Genomic DNA, 19,581 nt, shown 5'->3' on the forward strand with positions numbered 1-19,581 from the left:
CACGACCGTCATGGTCTCAACAGGCGAATCGCAACAACGTCTGGCAGCATTGGCTCGCATGTGCGGACTGGCTGGGGAGTTCCGACGGGACGCGTCGCGTGCCGACGTCGGGACGGTGGAGCGAATGGCCGCCACGATGTGCGACCGGGGCCCTGACGGTGGCGGTGTGTGGGCCCAGGGGCCGGTCGCCCTCGGCCATCGCCGTCTGAAGATCATCGACTTGTCGGCCGCCAGCGGCCAACCGATCGTCGACTCGGCCGCGGGCCTGACCGGCGTCTTCAACGGCTGCATCTACAACTACCGCGAGCTGCGCGCCGAACTGGCGGCCAAGGGCCACCACTTCTTCTCCAGCGGCGACAGCGAGGTCGTCATCAAGGCGTACGCCGAGTGGGGGCTCGACTTCGTCGACCACCTGATCGGCATGTTCGCCGTGGCGATCACCGAACGGGACACCGGCCGCCTGGTGTTGGCCCGGGACCGGCTCGGCATCAAGCCGCTCTACCTCGCCGAGTCGCCCGGCGTCGTGCGCTTCGCCAGCACGCTGCCCGCCCTGGTGGCGGGCGGCGGCGTGGACACCACCATCGACCCGGTGGCGCTCGCCCACTACCTCAGCTTCCACAGCATCGTGCCGCCGCCGCGCACCATCCTGCGCGGCGTCACCAAGCTGCCCCCGGCCACCGTCCGGGTCTACGAGCCCGACGGCGCCACCCACGAGCGCGTCTACTGGGACCCGTCCTTCCTGCGCCGGGACGAACACTCCGGCTGGTCGGAGAAGGACTGGCAGGACGCGTTGCTGGAGTCGCTGACCACCGCCGTACGGCGTCGCATGGTCGCCGACGTGCCGGTGGGCGTACTGCTCTCCGGCGGCCTGGACTCCAGCCTGGTGGTCGCCCTGCTCGCTGGTGAGGGGCAGCGCGGTCTCTCCACCTTCTCGATCGGCTTCGACGCGGTCGGCGGCCGGGAGGGCGACGAGTTCCGCTACTCCGACGTGGTCGCCAAGACCTTCGACACCGACCACCACCAGCTCCGGATCGCCGCCCAGGACCTGGTGCCGCCGCTGGAGGCCGCCGTGGCGGCCATGAGCGAGCCGATGGTCAGCCACGACTGTGTCGCGTTCTACCTGCTCAGCCAGGAGGTCTCCCGGCACGTCAAGGTGGTCCAGTCCGGCCAGGGCGCCGACGAGATCCTGGGCGGCTACCACTGGTACCCGCCGCTGGCGGAGGTCGGTCGCGAGCAGGCTCTCGACACGTACGCCAAGGCATTCTTCGACCGCGACGCGAGCGGCCTGGCCCGGGTGCTCAACCGGGAGTGGCTCACCGACGCCGACCCGGCGCGGGAGTTCGTCGCCGCGCACCTGGCACGGGCCGGCGCGCAGACCGCCGTCGACGCCGGCCTGCGCCTCGACACGCAGATCATGCTCACCGACGACCCGGTCAAGCGGGTCGACAACATGACCATGGCGCACGGGCTGGAGGCCCGGGTGCCCTTCCTGGATCACGAGTTCGTCGAACTGGCCGCCGCCTGCCCGCCGGAGCTGAAGTTGGCTCAGGGCGGCAAGGGGGTGCTCAAGGAGATCGGCCGCCGGGTGCTGCCACACGAGGTCATCGACCGGCCGAAGGGCTACTTCCCGGTCCCGGGCCTCACCCACCTGGAGGGCAAGCTCCTCGACCGGGTACGGGACGCGCTCTCCGCGCCCGAGGCCCGCCGCCGCGACCTGTTCCGCACCGATTACGTCAACGCCCTGCTCGACGCGCCCAACGCCGAACTGACCCCGTTGAACGGAAACAAGCTGTGGCAACTCGGACTCCTGGAAATGTGGCTCCAGAGCCACGGAATCGACTGACCGTGACCGACACCCTGGCGACCGGGGTGGCCCGGACCGACCGAGGTCGAGGCGCGGGACGACGGTACGAGCGGGTCGGGCCGGGCGGTGATCCGATCGCCGCGAACACCGGCGGCGACGCCACCGACGACGACCGTGCCGGCGGCGACGAGGGCGTCATCCTCGACTGTGGGTGGGGACGGCTGGTCTTCGGCCAGACCTTCGCCGACCAGGCCGCCGTTGCCGACGTGCTGCGCTCCGAGGCGGCTGGCGCCCGCGACATCTGCATCTATCTGCGGGACCCGCACGTGCTGGTCTCCCGCCTGCCCGACGAGCTGTTCATCGACCCGTCGCTGACCTTCCGGCTGCCGCTGGGCGGGGCCAGGTCGGGTCCGCGTCGGGCCGACGGGACGACTGAGGAGGCCGGCAACGCCGACACTCCGGCCGCCGTGAACGGGCGTGGCGAGTTGCCCGGGGTACGCATCCGCCGGCTGCGTGACGCCGCCGACGCGGACGCGGTCAACCGGATCTACGCGGCCAACGGCATGGTCACCGCCCCGGTGGACATCCTGGTCGACAACGCCGCCACGGACCGTTTCCTGCACCTGGTGGCAGAGGCGGCGACCGGCGAGATCGTCGGCACCATCACCGGCGTCGACCACGTGGCGGTCTTCGACGACCCGGACAACGGGGCCAGCCTCTGGTGCCTCACGGTCGACTTCAACCAGGCGCCGCCCGGCACCGGCCAGGCGCTGATCACCGAGCTGGCCACCCGGCTGGTGGCCCGGGGGCGCGCGTACGTCGACCTCTCGGTGCTCGCCGAGAACGCCGGGGCGATCCGGCTCTATGAGCGGCTCGGCTTCTATCGCACCGCCACGCTCTGCGTGAAGCGGAAGAACCCGATCAACGAGCGGCTGTTCCTGCCGGCCATGCCGGCCGGGTACGACGAGCTCAACCCGTACGCGAAGATCGTCGCCGACGAGGCGATGCGCCGGGGCATCCGGGTGGAGGTGACCGACGCGGCCTGGGGCGAGCTGCGGCTGACCAGCGGCGGCCGGACCATCCTCACCCGGGAGTCGCTCTCCGAGCTGACCTCGGCGGTGGCCATGAGCCGCTGCGACGACAAGCGGGTCACCCGCCGGATCCTGACCGAGGCCGGCCTGTCGGTGCCGCGTGGCCGGACCGCCACCGGTGACGCCGCCGACGCCGAGTTCCTGTCCGAGGTGGGCAACCTGGTGGTCAAGCCGGCCCGTGGCGAACAGGGCAACGGCATCACCGTCGGCGTACGCACCGACGAGGCGTTGGCCGCCGCCGTCGAACTGGCCGCCCGGTTCTGTCCCGAGGTGCTGCTGGAAGAGCTGTGCACCGGTGAGGACCTGCGCGTCGTGATGATCGACCACGAGGTGGTGGCCGCCGCCGTACGCCGACCCGCCTCGATCACCGGCGACGGCGTGCACGACATCACCGAGCTGATCGCACGGCAGAGCCGGCGTCGGGCCGCCGCCACGGGTGGTGAGTCCCGCATCCCGCTCGACGAGATGACCCGGGACGTGGTCGCCGAGGCCGGGTACGCGCTCACCGACGTCCTGCCCGAGGGGCAGGTGCTGGCCGTACGCCGGACCGCGAACCTGCACACCGGGGGCACCATCCACGACGTCACCGGGGAGCTGCACCCGATGATCGCGGAGGCGTGCGTGGCGGCCAGTCGGGCGCTGGACATCCCGGTCACCGGGCTCGACCTGCTGGTACCCGCCCCGGACCGGCCGGAACACGTCTTCATCGAGGCCAACGAGCGGCCGGGGCTGGCCAACCACGAGCCCCAGCCGACCGCCGAACGCTTCGTGGACCTGCTTTTCCCCGGGACTCGGGCACCGCAACGGCTGTGGACCCCGGCCGGTGCGGCACCATCTGGGGCATGACCGTACGCAAGACCACTCCGCTCCCCATCGACCTCGACTATCTGCGTCAGGTGATGGTCGAGCTGTTGGACATCCCGAGCCCGTCGGGGCGCACCGACCACGTGCAGCAGTACGTCGGTGAGCGCCTGTCGGCACTCGGCATCCCGTCGACGCTGACTCGCCGGGGCGCGCTCAGCGCCTGCCTGCCCGGCCCCCGGGAAACCGGGGCGGACCGGGCGATCGTGGTACACACCGACACCATCGGCGGGATGGTCAAGCGGCTCAAGGAGAATGGTCGGCTGGAGCTGAACCCGATCGGTACGCACAGCGCCCGGTTCGCCGAGGGCGCGCACGTCCGGGTCTTCACCGACGACCTGGATCGGGTGGTCACCGGTCAGGTGCTGCCGCTCAAGGCCAGCGGGCACCGCTACAACGAGGCGGTGGACGAGCAGGGCATCGGCTGGGATCAGGTCGAGGTACGCATCGACGAGCCGGTGGAGGACATCGCCGGGCTGCGGGCGCTCGGCATCGACGCGGGGGACTTCGTGGCGTTCCTGCCCAACCCGACGGTCACGCCCAGCGGCTATGTGAAGTCGCGGCATCTGGACGACAAGGCCGGCGTGGCGGCGGTGCTGGCGGCGATGAAGGCGATGGTCGACGCGGGGGTGAAGCCCGCCGTCACCGCGCACCTGCTGGTCACCGTGACCGAGGAGATCGGCCACGGCGCGTCGCACGGGCTCGACCCGGACGTGGCCGAGATCGTCTCGGTGGACGCGGCCGTGGTCGCCCCCGGGCAGCAGTCCCGGGAGAACGCCGCCACCCTGGCGATGGGCGACGGGGTGGGGCCGTTCGACTACCACCTGACCCGGAACCTGGCGGCGATCGCCCGTGAACACGACGTCGACCTGGTCCGCGACGTCTTCGACTACTACCGCTCGGACGTGGCGGCGGCGGTCGAGGCAGGCGCCCACGCGCGGGTGGCCCTGCTCGGCTTCGGCGTCGACGCCACCCACGGGCACGAGCGCACCCACCTGGACGGGCTGCACCACCTGGCCCAGTTGCTCTGCCTCTATCTCCAGAGCGACCTGGTGTTCCCCGAGTGGGACGCCGAGCCGGAGGGTGATCTGGCCGACTTCCCGTCGCTGGCGGTGCAGCCGGCCAGCGCGGACGGCCCCCGCAAGGGCCCGATCGGCATCGCCCCGGACTGACCGGGACGCCCGGCACGGCCCGTCCCGACGGATGTGATCGAAATCCGTTGCCGGTGCGGCCACCGCTGGATAACGTGGCGGTACACGTGAAAGGAGGTGGTCCAGACTTGTATAGCAATCGGACTCGTGAGGTGGCTGTCCGCTAGCCGCTGTCCTCGACAGTGACCGTCTGTTCGCAGGCGGGCAGTAACAAGCGTCGAGACCGTGTGGCAGCGGTGCGGCGAATCCACGACAAGCCACCCGACCCCCGGGGTGCCGACTCAGTCCAGTCGGTCCGCGTCCGCGCGGAAACCCCGGGGGTCGCCCTTTATCCGGGTCCCCTCCCTGGAGGTCGCCGTGTCGATGCGCGAGCTGGTGGTGCTGGGCACGGCCAGTCAGGCCCCGACCCGGGCCCGCAACCACAACGGGTACGTGCTCCGCTGGGACGACGAGGTGATCCTCTTCGACCCGGGCGAGGGCAGCCAGCGGCAACTGCTGCACACCACGGTCACCGCCACCGACCTGACCCGGATCTGCGTCACCCACTTCCACGGCGACCACTGCCTCGGCCTGCCCGGCACCATCCAGCGCCTCTCCCTGGACCGGGTCTCGCGGCCGGTGGCGGTGCATTTCCCCGTCGAGGGCGCCGAGTACTTCGCCCGACTGCGGCACGCCAGCTCCTTCCACGAGACCGCCGAGCTGGCCGTCGCGCCGATCGAGGCGGACGGGCAGCGCATCGCGCTGCGCTGCGGCACGCTGGAGGCCCGCCGACTACGGCACCCCGTCGACACGTACGGGTATCGGCTGGTGGAGCCGGACGGCTGCCGGATGCTGCCGGAGAAGCTGGCCGCGTACGGCATCGACGGGCCGGCTGTCGGCGAGTTGCAGCGCGTCGGCCACCTCGACCGGGACGGGCGTCGCGTCACCCGGGAGGAGGTGAGCGTGCCCCGCCCCGGGCAGCGGTTCGCCTTCGTGATGGACACCGGCCTCTGCGACGGCGTGTACGCGCTGGCCGACCAGGCCGACCTGCTGGTGATCGAGTCGACGTTCCTGGAGTCGGAGGCGGCACTCGCCGCCGAGGTCGGGCACCTCACCGCCGGCCAGGCCGCGCGGGTGGCGGCCGAGTCGGGGGTACGCCGACTCGTGCTGACCCACTTCTCCCAGCGCTACGGCGACCCGCTCCGCTTCGCCGAGGAGGCGCGCCGGCACTTCGACGGAGACCTGGTGATCGCCGAGGATCTGACCACGGTTCAGGTGCCACCCCGCCGGGTACCCTCGGCTGAGTGACTGTCACGCTGCGTACCGCAACCGTCGACGACCTGATGGCGGTGGGCGCCCTGCACCAGCGTTCGCGCGTCGCCGCGTACTCGTCGTTCCTGCCGCCCGAGGCGCTGGCCGACCCGAGCCCGGAGGCGTTCGGCGAGTACTGGGCGGCCCGGTGGCCGTACGAGCGGGACGACCACCGGATGACGGTGGCCGAGCGGGACGGGCGGCTGGCCGGCTTCAGCTATCTCGGCCCAGACGACGAGGGTCAACCGGCGACCGGGCTGCTGCACGCCATCCACCTGGAACCGGCCGAACGCGGCCGAGGCGTCGGCCGCGCGTTGATGGTCGACGCGCTGGACACCATGCGGGCGCGCGGCTGGCACCGCGCGATGCTCTGGGTGATGCGGGAGAACACCCACGCCCGCCGCTTCTACGAACGCGGTGGCTGGCAGCCGACCGACGTCGAGCGGGACGAGGTCGTCGGCCCCGTCACCACCCCCCAACTCCGCTACGGCCGGGACCTGTAGGGAACGGCCCCTGCCAGCGGTCGACCTTGCGAATCGACCGTCGGTCAGCTACCCCGAGATCAACGCGCTGTTCGCCTAGGGCCTGGTCGAAGTCCTCGGTCGAGCCGAGGCAGAGTCCAGGCGGCGGTCCGGCAAGGCGGGAATTGGTCCGGATACCGGTGTTGTATCCGGACCAATTTCCAACGCGGCCGGTCGTCGCCTGGGCCCGCCGCAGGCCGGCCAGGGACTTCGACACAGGCCCTATGCCCTGGTCGTCGGCTTGACCTCAAGTCCAGATCAACTCTTATGGTCAGACCTCGTACGACGTCTCCTGATCGACGAGGAGGAATCGTCTCATGACGGTTGCCTGGGCATACATCTACGAGCACCCGGGTAGCGACCCCGTCGACGACCGGGTCGTGCTCGAACGCGACGGCCAACGCACCTACCTCGTGCCCGTGCCGGACCCGTCGATGGCTCCTGCCGTGGCGGCGGATCTGCTGGCCGAGGGGGTCGCGCTGATCGAACTCTGCGGCGGGTTCGCGCTGACGGCGGCGGCACGGGTGGCCGAGGCCGTCGGCGGGCGGGTGCCCGTCGGCCACGTGACCTTCGCGGTGGACTCGGTACGCGGCGCGGCGCGATACGGTGAACTGTTCGAGGCCGACCAGCCCCAGGCCGACTGACCGCCTCCGCCGCAAGCCGGTGGGCCAGGGCCTGGGCGGGGCCGTCGACTGTCGTCTCGATGACCAGCGGGCGGCCAGGCAACGTGATGATCGTTGCCTGGCCGCCCCTGCGCTGGCCGGGCCCTCTCCTGCGCCTCAGCGGGCGCCGAGGTGGGCGAGCAGGTCCTGGCGGGTGAGGACGCCCTTGGGCTTGCCGTCGATCAGCACCAGCGCGGCGTCGGACTTCTCCAGCAGGTTCACCGCCTCGCTGACCGGCTGGCCACCACCGATCATCGGCAGCGCCGGCCCCATGTGCCGCTCGATCGTGTCGTGCAGTTGGGCCTGGCCGGTGAAGAGCGCGTCCAGCAGGTCCTTCTCGGCGATCGAGCCGGCCACCTCGCCGGTCACCACCGGCGGCTCGGCCTTGAGCACCGGGAGCTGCGAGACGCCGTACTCGCGCATGTAGTCGACCGCGTCGCGGACCGTCTCGGTGGGGTGCACGTGGACCAGCTCGGGAAGCTGACCGGGCTTGGCGGCCAGCGCCTGCGCCACGGTCGGCTCCGAGCCGGAGTTGTCCAGGAAGCCGTAGCGGGCCATCCAGGCGTCGTTGAAGATCTTGGACAGGTAGCCCCGGCCACCGTCGGGCAGCAGCACCACGATCACGTCGTCCGGTCCGGCGGCGCGGGCCACCTCCAGCGCCGCCACCGCCGCCATCCCGCAGGAGCCGCCGACCAGCAGCCCCTCCTCGCGGGCCAGCCGCCGGGTCATCTCGAAGGACTGCTTGTCCGACACCTCGATGATCTCGTCGGCCACGTCCCGGTCGTAGGTCTCCGGCCAGAAGTCCTCACCGACCCCTTCGACCAGGTACGGCCGGCCGGTGCCACCGGAGTAGACCGAGCCCTCCGGGTCCGCGCCGATGACCTTGACCTTGCCGCCGGACGCCTCCTTCAGGTAGCGCCCGATGCCGGAGATGGTGCCGCCGGTGCCGACGCCCGCGACGAAGTGCGTGATCCGGCCCTCGGTCTGCTTCCACAGCTCCGGCCCGGTGGTCTCGTAGTGCGAGCGGGGGTTGGCCGGGTTGGCGTACTGGTTGGGCTTCCAGGCGCCGGGGATCTCCCGGGCCAGCCGGTCGGAGACGTTGTAGTACGAGCGGGGGTCCTCGGGGGCGACGGCGGTCGGGCAGACGACCACCTCGGCGCCGTACGCCCGCAGCACGTCCTGCTTGTCCTGGCTGACCTTGTCGGGGCAGACGAACACGCACCGGTAGCCCTTGAGCTGCGCCACCAGGGCCAGCCCGACACCGGTGTTGCCGCTGGTCGGCTCGACGATGGTGCCACCGGGCCGGAGGATGCCGGCGGCCTCGGCGTCCTCGACCATCCGCACCGCGATCCGGTCCTTGACCGAGCCGCCGGGGTTGAGGTACTCCACCTTCGCCAGCACGGTCGCCTGGATGCCCTCGGCGACGGTACGCAGACGTACCAGCGGGGTGTTGCCGATCATCTCGACGACGTTGTCGTAGTACTGCACCTCGTTGTGCCCTTTCCTCCGGCGCCGGCGCCGGAGGCCGGGCGGGTGATCGCGTGATTCCCGCGCCCAGGGTACGTCGGGTCAGGGCACCACGTGCCCCGGGATCACGGAGCCGCCCCGCGCCTCCCACTCCAGGAAACGCTCGGTCTCGGCCAGCACCGCGCCGGCCAACCAGGTCACCATGACCGCGTCGTCGATCAGCCCGAACACCGTCAGGAACATCTCCGGTACGGCGTCGATCGGCGAGACGATGTAGGCCGTGGCCGCCGTCATCATCGCCAACCGCAGGCCGCCGTCGTACTGGCCGCGTGCGGTGGCCGAGATCATCCTGGGCAGCGCCCCGACCCGCGCGCCGATCGACGGACCGCCCCGGGCACCGGCCGTCAGCGCCCGGGCCAGGGCCACGAACGCCGCACCCCGCTTCAACGTCTTAGCCATCGTCGTGCTCCTCTCCACCGTGCAGCGTGACGACCCGGCGCAACCTCCACGATCCGTCACACGACGCCGCAGCGCCAAGTACCCAGATCGGTCGTTTTCCAGGCATCCGTGCAGAGTCCTCGACGACAGCGAGCCGTCGTACCCGCGCGCTAGTGTCGCCTCATGGGGGTGGTTGATTCCGTCGTCTCGGAGCGTCCGCGCTGGCAGCGCGCGCGGCGGGTGGCCCGCCTCGCGGCCATCGGCACCGGTGCCTCGGTGGCCGCCGCGGCGGCCACCACCGGAGTGCTGTTCGGCCAGGCCCGGCAGGCCCGGCGGACCATCCCGATGGCCGAGGCGCCACCGCCGCGCTGCGACGGGGTCTACGGTGCGAAGTTCCCGGGTACGCCGATCACCGTGGTCGTGCTCGGTGACTCCTCGGCCGCCGGCTACGGCGTGCACCGCCGCCGCGAGACGCCCGGTGCCCTACTGGCGACCGGCCTGTCCCGGCGGCTGCGACGGCCGGTCCGGCTGCACCGCTTCGCCGTGGTCGGCGCCATCTCGGCGGGCCTGCGCTTTCAGGTCGAGGCGGCCCTGGAGTGCGATCCCGACGTGGCGGTGATCCTGATCGGCGCCAACGACGTGACCAACCGGACGCCGCCCGCCCTGGCCATCCGCCATCTCGCCGAGGGGGTCCGCGCGCTACGGGCGGCGGGCGCCGAGGTGGTCGTCGGCACCTGTCCCGACCTGGGGGCGATCCGGCCGATCCAGCCGCCGCTGCGCTGGCTGGCCCGTCGGTGGAGTCGGCAACTCGCCGCCGCCCAGACCGTCGCGGTCGTGTCGGCGGGCGGCTGGACGGTCTCCCTCGGTGACCTGCTCGGTCCCCGGTTCGACGCCGAGCCGGGGCGGATGTTCGCCTGGGACCGGTTCCACCCGTCCGCCGAGGGTTACGCGGCCGCCGCCGCGGCCCTGTTGCCCACGGTGGTCTCCGCGCTCTCGCAGGGCGCCGAACGCGGGCCTTCGCGCATACGCCCGGAAGGCGTACGGTCATTGCCGAAGGCCGCTCAGGAAGCGGCCCAGCACCCGGGGACGGAGGTCAGCGGCACGCAGGTCCGCGGCAGGGAGAGCGGGCCGGCCGGTCGGTGGGCACAGCTTCGCCGCCGGGGCTTCTTCGGGGGCGGCGCGACGCCACAGCCGGCCTCCGCGATCGACTCACCCGCAGTGGAGGGACTCAGATGACTGAGCGGATCAGGCCGCAGCACGGGTCACGGTTTGCCGGTACGCGCCTGGGAGCGACACGATGACCGGGCTCTCTCCCGGTGCCCGGGTCGCCCGCACCGCCGCCGTCTCCCTGCTCGCCAGCACGCTCGGTGGTGCCGCCGTCCTGGCCGGACAGGCCGTGGCGGCGCGCAACCGCCGGTACGCCCAGCCGGAGCTGGGGCTCGCGTTGCGGGCCACGGTCGGCCGCAGCGGCGCGCCGGTGCTGCGGCTGGTGCTGCTCGGCGACTCCTCGGCGCTCGGCGTCGGGGTCGACCGGCTGGGCGACACCATCGGCGGTCAACTGGCCGAGTTGCTCGCCGAGGGGCCCGCCGGGCGGCAGGTGCACCTGTCCAGCGTCGGCGTCTCCGGTTCCCGCTCGACCGACCTGGCCACCCAGGTGGCCCGAGCGCTGCTCGGCGAGCGGCCGGACGTCGCGGTCATCCTGGTCGGCGCGAACGACGTGACCGGCATGCGCCGCCCGGCCGACGCCGCCGCCTACCTCGGGGCGGCCGTGCACCGGCTGCGCCAGGCGGGCGTGGAGGTCGTCGTCGGCACCTGTCCGGACCTGGGCGCGGTACGCGCGATCGCCCCTCCCCTGCGTCAAGTCGTCGGCCTGGTGGGGCGCTGGGTGGCGCGGGCGCAGACCGGCGCGGTCCTGGACGCCGGTGGCACGGTCGTCGACCTGGCCACCGAGACCGGTCCGGTGTTCCGGGCCGACGCGGGCACGTTCTGCCACGACGGCTACCACCCCTCGGCGGACGGGTACCGGGTCTGGGCGCACGCACTGCTGCCGGCCGTGGTCGCCGCAGCGGCGGTGACGCCTCGCCGCTGAACTGGGTCGATCGGCCGCCCCGGCGGGGTGACATTTCCCGACTGCGGAAAACTTCCGCTGCAAGTTACTACCGAGTTAGCGTGTGCCCATGCCGATTGAGTCGTCCCGCGACGCCGTGATCGTCGCCACCGCCCGCTCCCCCATCGGCCGGGCCCACAAGGGTTCCCTCCGTGATGTCCGGCCGGACGACCTCGCCGCCACCATCGTGCAGGCTGCCCTGGACAAGATCCCCCAACTCGACCCACGCGAGATCGACGATCTCTATCTGGGGTGTGGTCTGCCCGGCGGCGAGCAGGGCTTCAACATGGCCCGGGTGGTGGCCGTGCTGATGGGCCTCGACGGCCTGCCCGGCGCAACGACCACCCGTTACTGCGCCTCGTCCCTGCAGACCACCCGGATGGCGATGCACGCGATCCGGGCCGGTGAGGGCGATGTCTTCGTCTCCGCCGGTGTCGAGACCGTCTCCCGCTACGCCCGGGGCAACTCCGACGTCCTGCCCCCGGAGGCACAGGCCCTGCTCGGACGCTGGGAGAACCCCCGGTTCGCCGAGGCGCGGGACCGTTCCAAGAGCCGTACGGAGGCCGGCGCCCCGGTCTGGACCGACCCCCGTGAGCAGGGCGCACTCCCCGACGTCTACCTGGCCATGGGGCAGACCGCCGAGAACCTGGCCCAGGTGCACGACGTCAGCCGCGCCGACATGGACGCCTTTGGCGTCCGCAGCCAGAACCTGGCGGAGAAGGCGATCGCCGACGGCTTCTGGGCCCGTGAGATCACCCCGGTCACCACGCCGGACGGCACCGTGGTCTCCGCCGACGACGGCCCGCGTGCCGGGGTGACGCTGGAGGCCGTCTCCGCACTCAAGCCGGTGTTCCGGCCGGACGGGCGGATCACCGCCGGCAACTGCTGCCCGCTCAACGACGGGGCCGCCGCCGTGGTCGTGATGAGCGGCCAGCGGGCCGAGGAGTTAGGGGTCACCCCGCTGGCCCGGATCGTCTCGACCGGCGTCACCGCGCTCTCGCCGGAGATCATGGGACTCGGTCCGGTCGAGGCCAGCCGGCAGGCGCTGGCGCGGGCCGGCATGACCATCGACGACGTCGACCTGGTGGAGATCAACGAGGCGTTCGCGGCTCAGGTGATCCCGTCGTACCGGCAGCTCGGCATCCCCGAGGAGAAGCTGAACGTGGCCGGCGGCGCGATCGCGGTCGGTCACCCCTTCGGGATGACCGGTGCCCGGATCACCGGCACGCTGCTGAACGCGTTGCAGTGGCACGACAAGACCATCGGCCTGGAGACCATGTGCGTCGGCGGCGGGCAGGGCATGGCGATGGTCCTCGAACGCCTGAACTGAGGCGGTCCTAGAGCGCGGTGCGGGTCGCGGCCACCTCGGTCGCGGCCCGCGCCAGCGTCTCCTCGGGCGGACCGGCGGCCAGCAGGTCGGCGGCGACCACCCGGAGCTGGTCGGGCAGGACGAGGTCGTTGTCGAGCCGGGGCACGCTGCGCCGGGGCTGCCCCTCCGCGTCGGCGGCCAGGTTGGCGATCTCCTGCACCAACCGGTGCACCAGGTCCGCCCGGGACACGTTGCCTCGGGAGGCGGGGGCCGCCCAGCGGGCGTGCTGCCAGTGCCCCACCTGCCGCACCAGCAGTTCCACGCCTCGCCCCACCTCGTCCCGCCCCTGCGAATCGCCCATCCCCGCACTGTACGCACCGGCCCGGAGCCGGCGATCATGGCCGCCGTCGGCGACGGGTGCGGCTACGAACGACGGCGCCCGCCCCGGGTGGGGCGGGCGCCGGTCGGTCGCTGGGCGGCGATGGTCAGTCGTCGCCTTGGAAGTAGCTCAGCAGGCGCAGCATCTCGATGTAGAGCCAGATCAGGCTGACCAGGATGCCGAAGGCGGCGACCCAGGAGTAGCGCTGCGGCAGGCCCATCCGGACGCCGTCCTCGACCTCCTTGAAGCTGAGGATGAAGCTCAGCGAGGCGACCACGATGCAGACGATGCTGAACCCGATGGCCAGCGGGCTGCCGTCACGCAGACCGGTGTTCACACCGAACATCGCCAGCACCAGGTTGATCAGCATGACGGCGAAGAGACCCGCCATCACGGCGACCATGCCCTTGACGAACTTCGGCGTCGCCCGGATGACCTTCGCCCGGTAGAGCATGGTCATCACGAAGAAGACACCGAAGGTGGCGGTCACCGCCTGGATCACGATGCCGTCGTACAGCGACTCGAAGAACTTGCTCACCGCGCCGACGAGCACACCCTGGACCACCGCGTACGCGATGACCAGAGCCGGGTTCGCCATCTTGGAGAACGAGATGATCATGCCGAGCACGAGGCCCACGACGGCGGCACCGATCCAGGCGACGCCGAGCAGCGCGTCGGGCACCATCACCCAGGCCGCCGCGCCGGTCACACCGACGATGGCCAGGAGCATGACGGTCTTGACCACCACGTCGTCGATCGACATGGGGGTGACCGCCGGCGGCGCGGACGGGTAACCCGGCGCACCGGGGTAACCGGCCTGCGGCGGGTACTGCTGCTGGGGGTATCCGGGCTGTCCGTACGGCCCGGTCGGGGCGTACCCGGCGGCACGCTCCCGCTCGGCCGCCTGGCCGAGCCGGGCGAGCACCGGGTTCGAAGTCTTCACTCTCTGGCCTCCCTAAGGGGGTCGTGGCACGTCAACGCGCGCTACAAGAGTAAACGGCCGGAGCAGCGCGGTGTCGATCGGAATGCTGAGGGAACCCTGAGAGTGCCCGGGGCGGGGGTCGAACCCGCACGCCTTGCGGCAGCCGCTTTTAAGGCGGCCGTGTCTGCCGTTCCACCACCCGGGCGGGTGACCCCGACGCGACGACACGCGTGGTGCAGTGCCACGGTAGCGGGTTCCCGCCCGCTGCGGCGTCCCGCGCGGAGCACCCGCACTAGGGTCGAGGCCGTGAGCAGCGCCGCACCCACCGCACGCGAAAACGGCGTGTCCGAGCGGGCGATCCGTACCACCGATCGGGTACGCCTGCCACGCCGGGCCCGGCTGGTGGCGGCCGTCACGCGGCACCGGGCCGACCTGCTGGTGGGGCTGGCGTTCGTGGTGCTGGCGGGCTGGCTCACACACGGGCTCTGGCCCGACCCGACGGGGCGGGTGCTCGCCCTCAACCCCGAGGACCAGGTCCTCTACGAGTGGTTCCTGACCGTGGACGCGCGGGCCCTGCTGGGCGACTTCGGGCTGCACACCGACCGGCTGAACGCCCCGGACGGGGTGAATCTGATGGCCAACACCTCGGTCGTCGCCCTGGGCCTGCTGTTCGCACCGGTGACCCTGGTGTTCGGCGCGCCGGTCACCTTCGCCCTGCTCGCCGCCGGCAACCTGGCCGCCACCGCGACCGCCTGGTACCTGCTGTTCGCCCGGTTGCTGCGCGTGCACCGCCTGGCAGCCGTCCTGGGCGGCGCGCTGTGCGGCTTCGGCCCCGGGATGGTCTCGCAGACCAACAGCCACCTGCACATGACCGCCCAGTGGCTGCTGCCGGTCGTGGTCTGGCTGGTGGTGCGCCTGCTCCGGGCCGCCGACGGGACCGGGCGTGCCGGGCCGGACCGGCGGCGGCTGGTGACCTCTGCCGTGGGGCTCGCCGCCGTGGTCTGCGTCCAGGTGTTCGTCGGCGAGGAGGTGCTGTTCCTCGCCGCCGTCACCCTGCTGGTGATGGCCGCGACCATGGCGGCCGTGGACCGGGACCTGACCCGCCGCGCGCTGCCCGCCTTCGTCGGCGGGATGGCGCTCGCCACCGGACTGGCCCTGCTGGTGCTCGCCCGCCCGCTGTGGCTCCAGTTCGCCGGGCCGCTCGGCGTCGCCGACGGCATGTTCAGCCCGCACTACTTCTCGGCCGACCTGCGCAGCTGGTGGGCGGTCTCGCCGTTGACCCTGCTCGGTGACGAGCGCTCGGCCGAGCTGACCACCGGGCCAGCGGAGTACAACACCTTCCTGGGCTGGCCCCTGCTGGTGGTCACCGCCGGGTGTGCGCTCTGGCTGCGGCGGTGCCCGCTGGCGCTGGCCTGCCTCGCCGGCATCCTGGTGATGGGGACGCTCTCGCTCGGCCCGGAGGTGGTCCACTCCGGCGAGGGCACCGGCCTGCCCGGACCGTACGCGTTGCTGGCCGGGCTGCCGGTGGTGGACGGTGCGCTGCCGATGCGTTTCGCCCTGGCGGTGCCGCCGCTGGCGGCGACGATCCTGGTGCTCGCGCTGGACCGGACGCTGCGCGCGGGGCGGCGTGCCCGACGGCTGGCGCTGGTGACGGCCGGTGTGGTGCTCCTGCCACTGGTCCCGACGCCGCTGCCCACCGCCGCGCGCACGCCGGTGCCCGAGTTCGTCACCGCCGGGCACTGGCGGACCTGCGTCGAACCGGGCGGGGTGCTGGTGCCAGTGCCGCTGGCGACGCCGAAGGACCCCTGGCCGATGCGATGGTCGACGGCGGCCGACGCCGCCTTCGGCATGCCGGAGGGCTTCTTCATCGGCCCGCACGGCCGGGGCGGCAGCGCCGCGATGGGGGTGGCCCCACGGCCCACGGCCGCGCTGCTCGCCGAGGTGGCCCGAAGCGGCCTACGCCCGGTGGTCGGCGAGAACCAGCGCCGCCGGGCGGCCGAGGACGTGCGGCACTGGGGTGCCTCCTGCGTGGTGCTGGCGGTCGCCACCGCGCACGCGGACAGCCTGCGGCTGACGCTGGAGGCGCTCTACGGGCCGTCCAGCCGGGTGGCCGACGCCTGGATCTGGCGGGTCTGAGCCCGCGCGGCCGGTGGGCCGCGCGGGCTCGGACCACTACGCCTTGGAGCCCGGGTAGGACGCCTCGGCGAACTCCTCGCGCGGGTCGTGCAACTGACCGAGGGCGACCACCTCACGCTTGAGGAAGAACGCCAACGTCCAGTCGACCACCACCCGGACCTTGCGGTTGAACGAGGGGATGCGGCTCATGTGGTACGTCCGGTGCATGAACCACGCCGGCCAGCCGGTCATCTTGATGCCGTAGACCTGGGCCACGCCCTTGTGCAGGCCGAGGCTGGCCACGCTGCCGGCGTGCTTGTGCTTGTAGTCGACCGGCTGCCCGCCACGGACCACGGCGACGATGTTGTCGGCCATCCGCTGGGCCTGGCGTACCGCGTGCTGGGCGCTGGGCGAGCAGAAGTTGCCCGGCGGCTTGGTCAGGTCCGGTACGGCGGCGCAGTCACCGGCGCTCCAGGCGCCATCGAGGACCCGGTCCCCGTCGACCACCTGGAGGGTGGGTCGGCAGGTGACCCGACGCCGCTCGTCGCGGGGGAAGTCGGTGGCGTCCAGCATCGGTGCCGGCTTCACGCCCGCCGTCCAGACGATGGTGTCCGAGGGGAAGCTGTCCCCGTCGGACAGCGTGACCACCCCGTCGACACAGGACTCCAGGCGGGTGTCCAGCCGGATGTCCATGTCCCGCTTCAGCAACTGCTGCACGGTGTAGGCACCCATGTCCCGGTCGACCTCGGGAAGGACCCGTTGGGTGGCCTCGACCAGCACCCACCGCATGTCCGAAGCCGTCAGCTCGGGGTAGTACTTCAGCGCGTGCCGGGCCATGTCCTCCATCTCGGCGAGCGCCTCGATGCCGGCGTACCCGCCGCCGACGAAGACGAAGGTGAGGGCGCGGCGCCGGACCTCCGGGTCGGTCGTCGCGGCCGCCACGTCCAACTGCTCCAACACGTGGTTGCGCAGGTAGATGGCCTCGCCGATGGTCTTGAACCCGATGCCGTGCTCGTGCAGGCCGGGGATGGGCAGGGTCCGGGAGACCGAACCCGGGGCGACCACGACGTGGTCGTACGCGATCTCCCGTGGCGGGCCGATGATCGGCTGCACGGTGGCGGTCTTGCGGTCGTGCTCGATGCGGGTCACCGCACCGGCCACCACCGTGCACTTACGCAACTCGCGACGCAGCGGCACCACGGAGTGCCGCGGAGAGATGTTCCCTCCCGACGCCTCGGGGAGGAACGGCTGGTAGGTCATGTGCGGCTGCGGGTCGACGACGATGACCTCGGCCTCACGGGAGCTGAGCTTCTTCGACAGGCGCAGGGCCGCGTAGAGCCCGACGTGCCCGGCACCCACCACAAGGATCCGCTTCGGATTCACGCTTACATCTTTCCCGTGCCAGCGCCGGTAACCCCGCTCGCGGCACCCTTCTGTGACCGAGCACAACCTCAGTGTGACCCGCGCTACCGCAGGGACGAAACCGGACGAATCACAGTGGCACCGCAGGCCCCGACGATCCCGTCCGAGCCGCCGTTCACCTGCGTCGCAGCAGCCAGGCCAGCATCGCGGTCAACCCGACGACCACCAGCAGACCGGCGATCGTGACCGGCATCCGTCCGGTGCCGTCGCTGCCGACCCGGGCCAACTCGACCAGCAGCACCCCGAGGACCGACGTGGCGAGCACCACTGTGCCCGCCCGTGTGAGCCAACGCACGATCAGATCCGGGTCCACCGCCGCGTCGTACGGCAGCAGTGCCGCCAGGGCGGTCAGCGTGTGCGCGAGGTAGAGCAGCGCCGCCACGAACAGCAGCCGCCACAGCGTGATCGGCCGCTCGTGCAGGTCGGTGGCGAGCACCCAGCCGGCGACCGTGACCAGCGTGGCGAAGCTCGGCCAGAACCGGTGTGGTGACACCGCGGGCGCCACCGCGACCACAGCCAGCGCGCCGAGCGTCTGCCCCTGGAGCATCTGGACGGGGTACGACAGCAGCAACCCGGCGAACGTGACGAGGAAGACGCCGAAGCGCACCAGGATCGGGGCCAGGGTGATCCGACCGGCCGCCGTCCGTACCGCCTTGAGCCGCGCGATCACCGGCCACCCACCCGGGGTGCCGTGGCCAGCCGGGCCACGTCCCGCAGCACCTGGTCGAGGCTGCCCGCACCGGCCCAGGGCACCACCGGCACCCCGTGTTCGCGAAGCTGGGCCATCATCGTCTCCCGGTCCAGCCGCCACAGCCGGTACGCCACCTCGGCCCAGCCCCGGTCGGTCGGCGGGGTCAGGTCGGCCGGCAGGGTGTCCACCGCGACCACGAACCGCCCCGAGCGGGCCAGCCGAGCCAGCATCTGCGCCGACCGCTCCTCGAGCAGCGGCGTGAGGACCACCACCAGTGCGTCGGCGGAGAGCACCTGCGGCCCGAACACCTGGTCGTAGGGCTCGTGCGGGGAGGACTGCGCCTTCACGTCCAGCAGCCACTCCAGGACGGTGAGGTACTGGCGGCGTCCGGTGGCCGGGCGAAGGCGGCGGGCGCTCGGGCCGTACTCCAGCAACGCCACCCGGTCGCCCCGGTGCAGGTAGTGCTCGGCGATGGCGGCGGCGGCCCGGACCGTGGTGTCCAGCACCGAGGCGGTGCCGGCGATCCCGCCGGAGCGGCCCGCCTCGGCGAGCACGTCGAGCAGCACGACCACCTCGGCGTCCCGGTCGGAGAGGGTGGACGCCACGTGCAGTTGCCGGGCCCGCAGCGACACCCGCCAGTCGATGCGACGCAGCCGGTCGCCGGGGGCGAACACGCGGACACCGGCCAGCTCGCCGCCCTCGCCGGGCCGACGCGAATGGTGCGCGCCGACCAGGCCGGCGGCTCGGGGCATCGCCTCGACCGCGTCGAACGGCTCGGTCTTCGGGTACACCTTGGACCTGATCGGCTCGGCGTAGACCGCACGGGAGGTCAGCAGGCCCTGCGCGGCGGCGACGCGGGCGCCGGCCGGGCCGATCCGGTGCCGTCCCCACCGCAACGCGGTGCCGGAGAGCTCCAGGTCGACTGCGGTGTCCGGGGCGACGGAGGTGACGAAGGGCCGGTCGGTCGGAGAGGAGCGCTGGCCGGCGGGAGCGTCGCCACCGGCGAGGGCCGCCCGGGTCACCCGCAGCCACGGCGAGACCCGGGTACGCAGCACCGCCACGTCGTACGGCACGGTGCCCGGGTTGCCGACGCTGACCGTGCCGCTCACGTCGCCGCCCTCCACCAGGTGCGCCTCGTCGGCACTGATCCACACCTGGGGCAGCTCGGTGGGTCGGCGACGCAGCGCGTACGCGGTGCCGAGCGCGAACGGCACGGCCAGCACGACCAGGTCGACCCGACCCAACAGCACCGCGGCGGCCAGCAGCAGGCCGGTGAGCAGCACCGCGCGGCCGAGCGCCGCAGTCGGCGTCCAGCTCGGCGGGGCCGGTCGGTCCGGAGCGGTCACGATGG

Annotated in this window: 17 protein-coding genes and 1 tRNA gene; 10 read left to right on the forward strand and 8 right to left on the reverse strand. The window is 72.3% G+C overall.

Annotated elements, in window-relative coordinates; genetic code table 11:
• The first annotated feature begins 58 nt into the window (after nt 1-58).
• From ACZ31C_RS00095 to ACZ31C_RS00120, 6 genes are all read left to right on the forward strand, one after another.
• Nucleotides 59-1,843 carry an N-acetylglutaminylglutamine amidotransferase gene (locus ACZ31C_RS00095; protein ID WP_465793535.1) on the forward strand — a complete coding sequence of 595 codons (1,785 nt, stop codon included), beginning with the start codon at nt 59-61 and terminating at the stop codon, nt 1,841-1,843.
• Between the two features lie 2 nt (nt 1,844-1,845).
• Entirely contained in the window at nt 1,846-3,741 is a 1,896-nt protein-coding gene (ngg, locus tag ACZ31C_RS00100) for an N-acetylglutaminylglutamine synthetase (protein WP_465793536.1), read from the forward strand.
• Nucleotides 3,738-4,928 carry an osmoprotectant NAGGN system M42 family peptidase gene (locus ACZ31C_RS00105; RefSeq protein ID WP_396740566.1) on the forward strand — a complete coding sequence of 397 codons (1,191 nt, stop codon included), beginning with the start codon at nt 3,738-3,740 and terminating at the stop codon, nt 4,926-4,928. Before ngg ends, ACZ31C_RS00105 begins: the two co-directional genes overlap by 4 nt.
• Nucleotides 4,929-5,264: 336 nt before the next feature.
• The gene (locus ACZ31C_RS00110; RefSeq protein ID WP_465793537.1) at nt 5,265-6,194 is read left to right on the forward strand and encodes a ribonuclease Z; all 930 of its coding nucleotides are present in this window, start codon (nt 5,265-5,267) and stop codon (nt 6,192-6,194) included.
• Nucleotides 6,191-6,700, forward strand: coding sequence for a GNAT family N-acetyltransferase (locus ACZ31C_RS00115; protein WP_465793538.1), 510 nt, complete (start codon nt 6,191-6,193; stop codon nt 6,698-6,700). Before ACZ31C_RS00110 ends, ACZ31C_RS00115 begins: the two co-directional genes overlap by 4 nt.
• A gap of 335 nt (nt 6,701-7,035) precedes the next feature.
• Entirely contained in the window at nt 7,036-7,362 is a 327-nt protein-coding gene (locus tag ACZ31C_RS00120; RefSeq protein ID WP_465793539.1) for a DUF6506 family protein, read from the forward strand.
• A gap of 135 nt (nt 7,363-7,497) precedes the next feature.
• Here the strand turns inward: ACZ31C_RS00120 and ACZ31C_RS00125 are convergent, their stop codons facing one another.
• Nucleotides 7,498-8,868, reverse strand: a complete 1,371-nt coding sequence (locus ACZ31C_RS00125) for a cystathionine beta-synthase (RefSeq protein WP_465793540.1) — start codon at nt 8,866-8,868, stop codon at nt 7,498-7,500.
• Between the two features lie 81 nt (nt 8,869-8,949).
• Complete coding sequence (locus ACZ31C_RS00130; RefSeq protein ID WP_396740573.1) at nt 8,950-9,306, reverse strand: YkvA family protein; 357 nt, start codon at nt 9,304-9,306, stop codon at nt 8,950-8,952.
• Nucleotides 9,307-9,468: 162 nt separating this feature from the next.
• Between ACZ31C_RS00130 and ACZ31C_RS00135 the strand changes: the two genes are divergently transcribed.
• The 3 genes from ACZ31C_RS00135 (at nt 9,469) to ACZ31C_RS00145 (ending at nt 12,722) form a co-directional block, all read left to right on the forward strand.
• Nucleotides 9,469-10,521 (forward strand): SGNH/GDSL hydrolase family protein, encoded by a 1,053-nt coding sequence (locus ACZ31C_RS00135; protein ID WP_465793541.1) that lies wholly within the window; start codon nt 9,469-9,471, stop codon nt 10,519-10,521.
• A 61-nt stretch (nt 10,522-10,582) separates the two neighbouring features.
• Entirely contained in the window at nt 10,583-11,374 is a 792-nt protein-coding gene (locus ACZ31C_RS00140; RefSeq protein ID WP_465793542.1) for an SGNH/GDSL hydrolase family protein, read from the forward strand.
• Nucleotides 11,375-11,462: 88 nt separating this feature from the next.
• Complete coding sequence (locus ACZ31C_RS00145) at nt 11,463-12,722, forward strand: acetyl-CoA C-acetyltransferase (protein WP_465793543.1); 1,260 nt, start codon at nt 11,463-11,465, stop codon at nt 12,720-12,722.
• A 7-nt stretch (nt 12,723-12,729) separates the two neighbouring features.
• On the opposite strand, the gene ACZ31C_RS00150 is transcribed toward ACZ31C_RS00145, so the two are convergent.
• The 3 genes from ACZ31C_RS00150 to ACZ31C_RS00160 form a co-directional block, all read right to left on the reverse strand.
• On the reverse strand, nt 12,730-13,062 hold the full coding sequence (locus ACZ31C_RS00150; RefSeq protein ID WP_465793544.1) for a hypothetical protein: 333 nt from the start codon (nt 13,060-13,062) through the stop codon (nt 12,730-12,732).
• A 124-nt stretch (nt 13,063-13,186) separates the two neighbouring features.
• Entirely contained in the window at nt 13,187-14,023 is an 837-nt protein-coding gene (locus ACZ31C_RS00155) for a Bax inhibitor-1/YccA family protein (RefSeq protein WP_131055973.1), read from the reverse strand.
• Between the two features lie 103 nt (nt 14,024-14,126).
• Nucleotides 14,127-14,207: transfer RNA gene (locus tag ACZ31C_RS00160), tRNA-Leu, on the reverse strand.
• Nucleotides 14,208-14,308: 101 nt separating this feature from the next.
• Here ACZ31C_RS00160 and ACZ31C_RS00165 point away from each other — a divergent pair.
• Nucleotides 14,309-16,138, forward strand: coding sequence for a hypothetical protein (locus ACZ31C_RS00165; protein ID WP_465793545.1), 1,830 nt, complete (start codon nt 14,309-14,311; stop codon nt 16,136-16,138).
• A gap of 36 nt (nt 16,139-16,174) precedes the next feature.
• Here ACZ31C_RS00165 and ACZ31C_RS00170 read toward each other — a convergent pair whose 3' ends face one another.
• The 3 genes from ACZ31C_RS00170 to ACZ31C_RS00180 all read right to left on the reverse strand — a co-directional run bounded on the left by ACZ31C_RS00170 (nt 16,175) and on the right by ACZ31C_RS00180 (nt 19,576).
• Complete coding sequence (locus ACZ31C_RS00170) at nt 16,175-17,500, reverse strand: NAD(P)/FAD-dependent oxidoreductase (RefSeq protein WP_465793546.1); 1,326 nt, start codon at nt 17,498-17,500, stop codon at nt 16,175-16,177.
• Nucleotides 17,501-17,654: 154 nt separating this feature from the next.
• Nucleotides 17,655-18,209 (reverse strand): hypothetical protein, encoded by a 555-nt coding sequence (locus ACZ31C_RS00175; protein ID WP_465793547.1) that lies wholly within the window; start codon nt 18,207-18,209, stop codon nt 17,655-17,657.
• On the reverse strand, nt 18,206-19,576 hold the full coding sequence (locus ACZ31C_RS00180; protein ID WP_465793548.1) for a DUF58 domain-containing protein: 1,371 nt from the start codon (nt 19,574-19,576) through the stop codon (nt 18,206-18,208). Before ACZ31C_RS00180 ends, ACZ31C_RS00175 begins: the two co-directional genes overlap by 4 nt.
• Nucleotides 19,577-19,581 lie beyond the last annotated feature (5 nt).

It is taken from the genome of Micromonospora sp. NPDC023869, assembly GCF_055559695.1.

What these genes read in the sequence shown, in the direction of transcription:
- ACZ31C_RS00095 (WP_465793535.1), top strand. Translation starts at nt 59, where the DNA reads ATGTGCGGACTGGCTGGGGAGTTCCGACGGGACGCGTCGCGTGCCGAC.
- ACZ31C_RS00130 (WP_396740573.1), bottom strand. Translation starts at nt 9,306, where the DNA reads ATGGCTAAGACGTTGAAGCGGGGTGCGGCGTTCGTGGCCCTGGCCCGG.
- ACZ31C_RS00145 (WP_465793543.1), top strand. Translation starts at nt 11,463, where the DNA reads ATGCCGATTGAGTCGTCCCGCGACGCCGTGATCGTCGCCACCGCCCGC.
- ACZ31C_RS00120 (WP_465793539.1), top strand. Translation starts at nt 7,036, where the DNA reads ATGACGGTTGCCTGGGCATACATCTACGAGCACCCGGGTAGCGACCCC.
- ACZ31C_RS00135 (WP_465793541.1), top strand. Translation starts at nt 9,469, where the DNA reads ATGGGGGTGGTTGATTCCGTCGTCTCGGAGCGTCCGCGCTGGCAGCGC.
- ACZ31C_RS00140 (WP_465793542.1), top strand. Translation starts at nt 10,583, where the DNA reads ATGACCGGGCTCTCTCCCGGTGCCCGGGTCGCCCGCACCGCCGCCGTC.
- ACZ31C_RS00105 (WP_396740566.1), top strand. Translation starts at nt 3,738, where the DNA reads ATGACCGTACGCAAGACCACTCCGCTCCCCATCGACCTCGACTATCTG.
- ACZ31C_RS00150 (WP_465793544.1), bottom strand. Translation starts at nt 13,062, where the DNA reads ATGGGCGATTCGCAGGGGCGGGACGAGGTGGGGCGAGGCGTGGAACTG.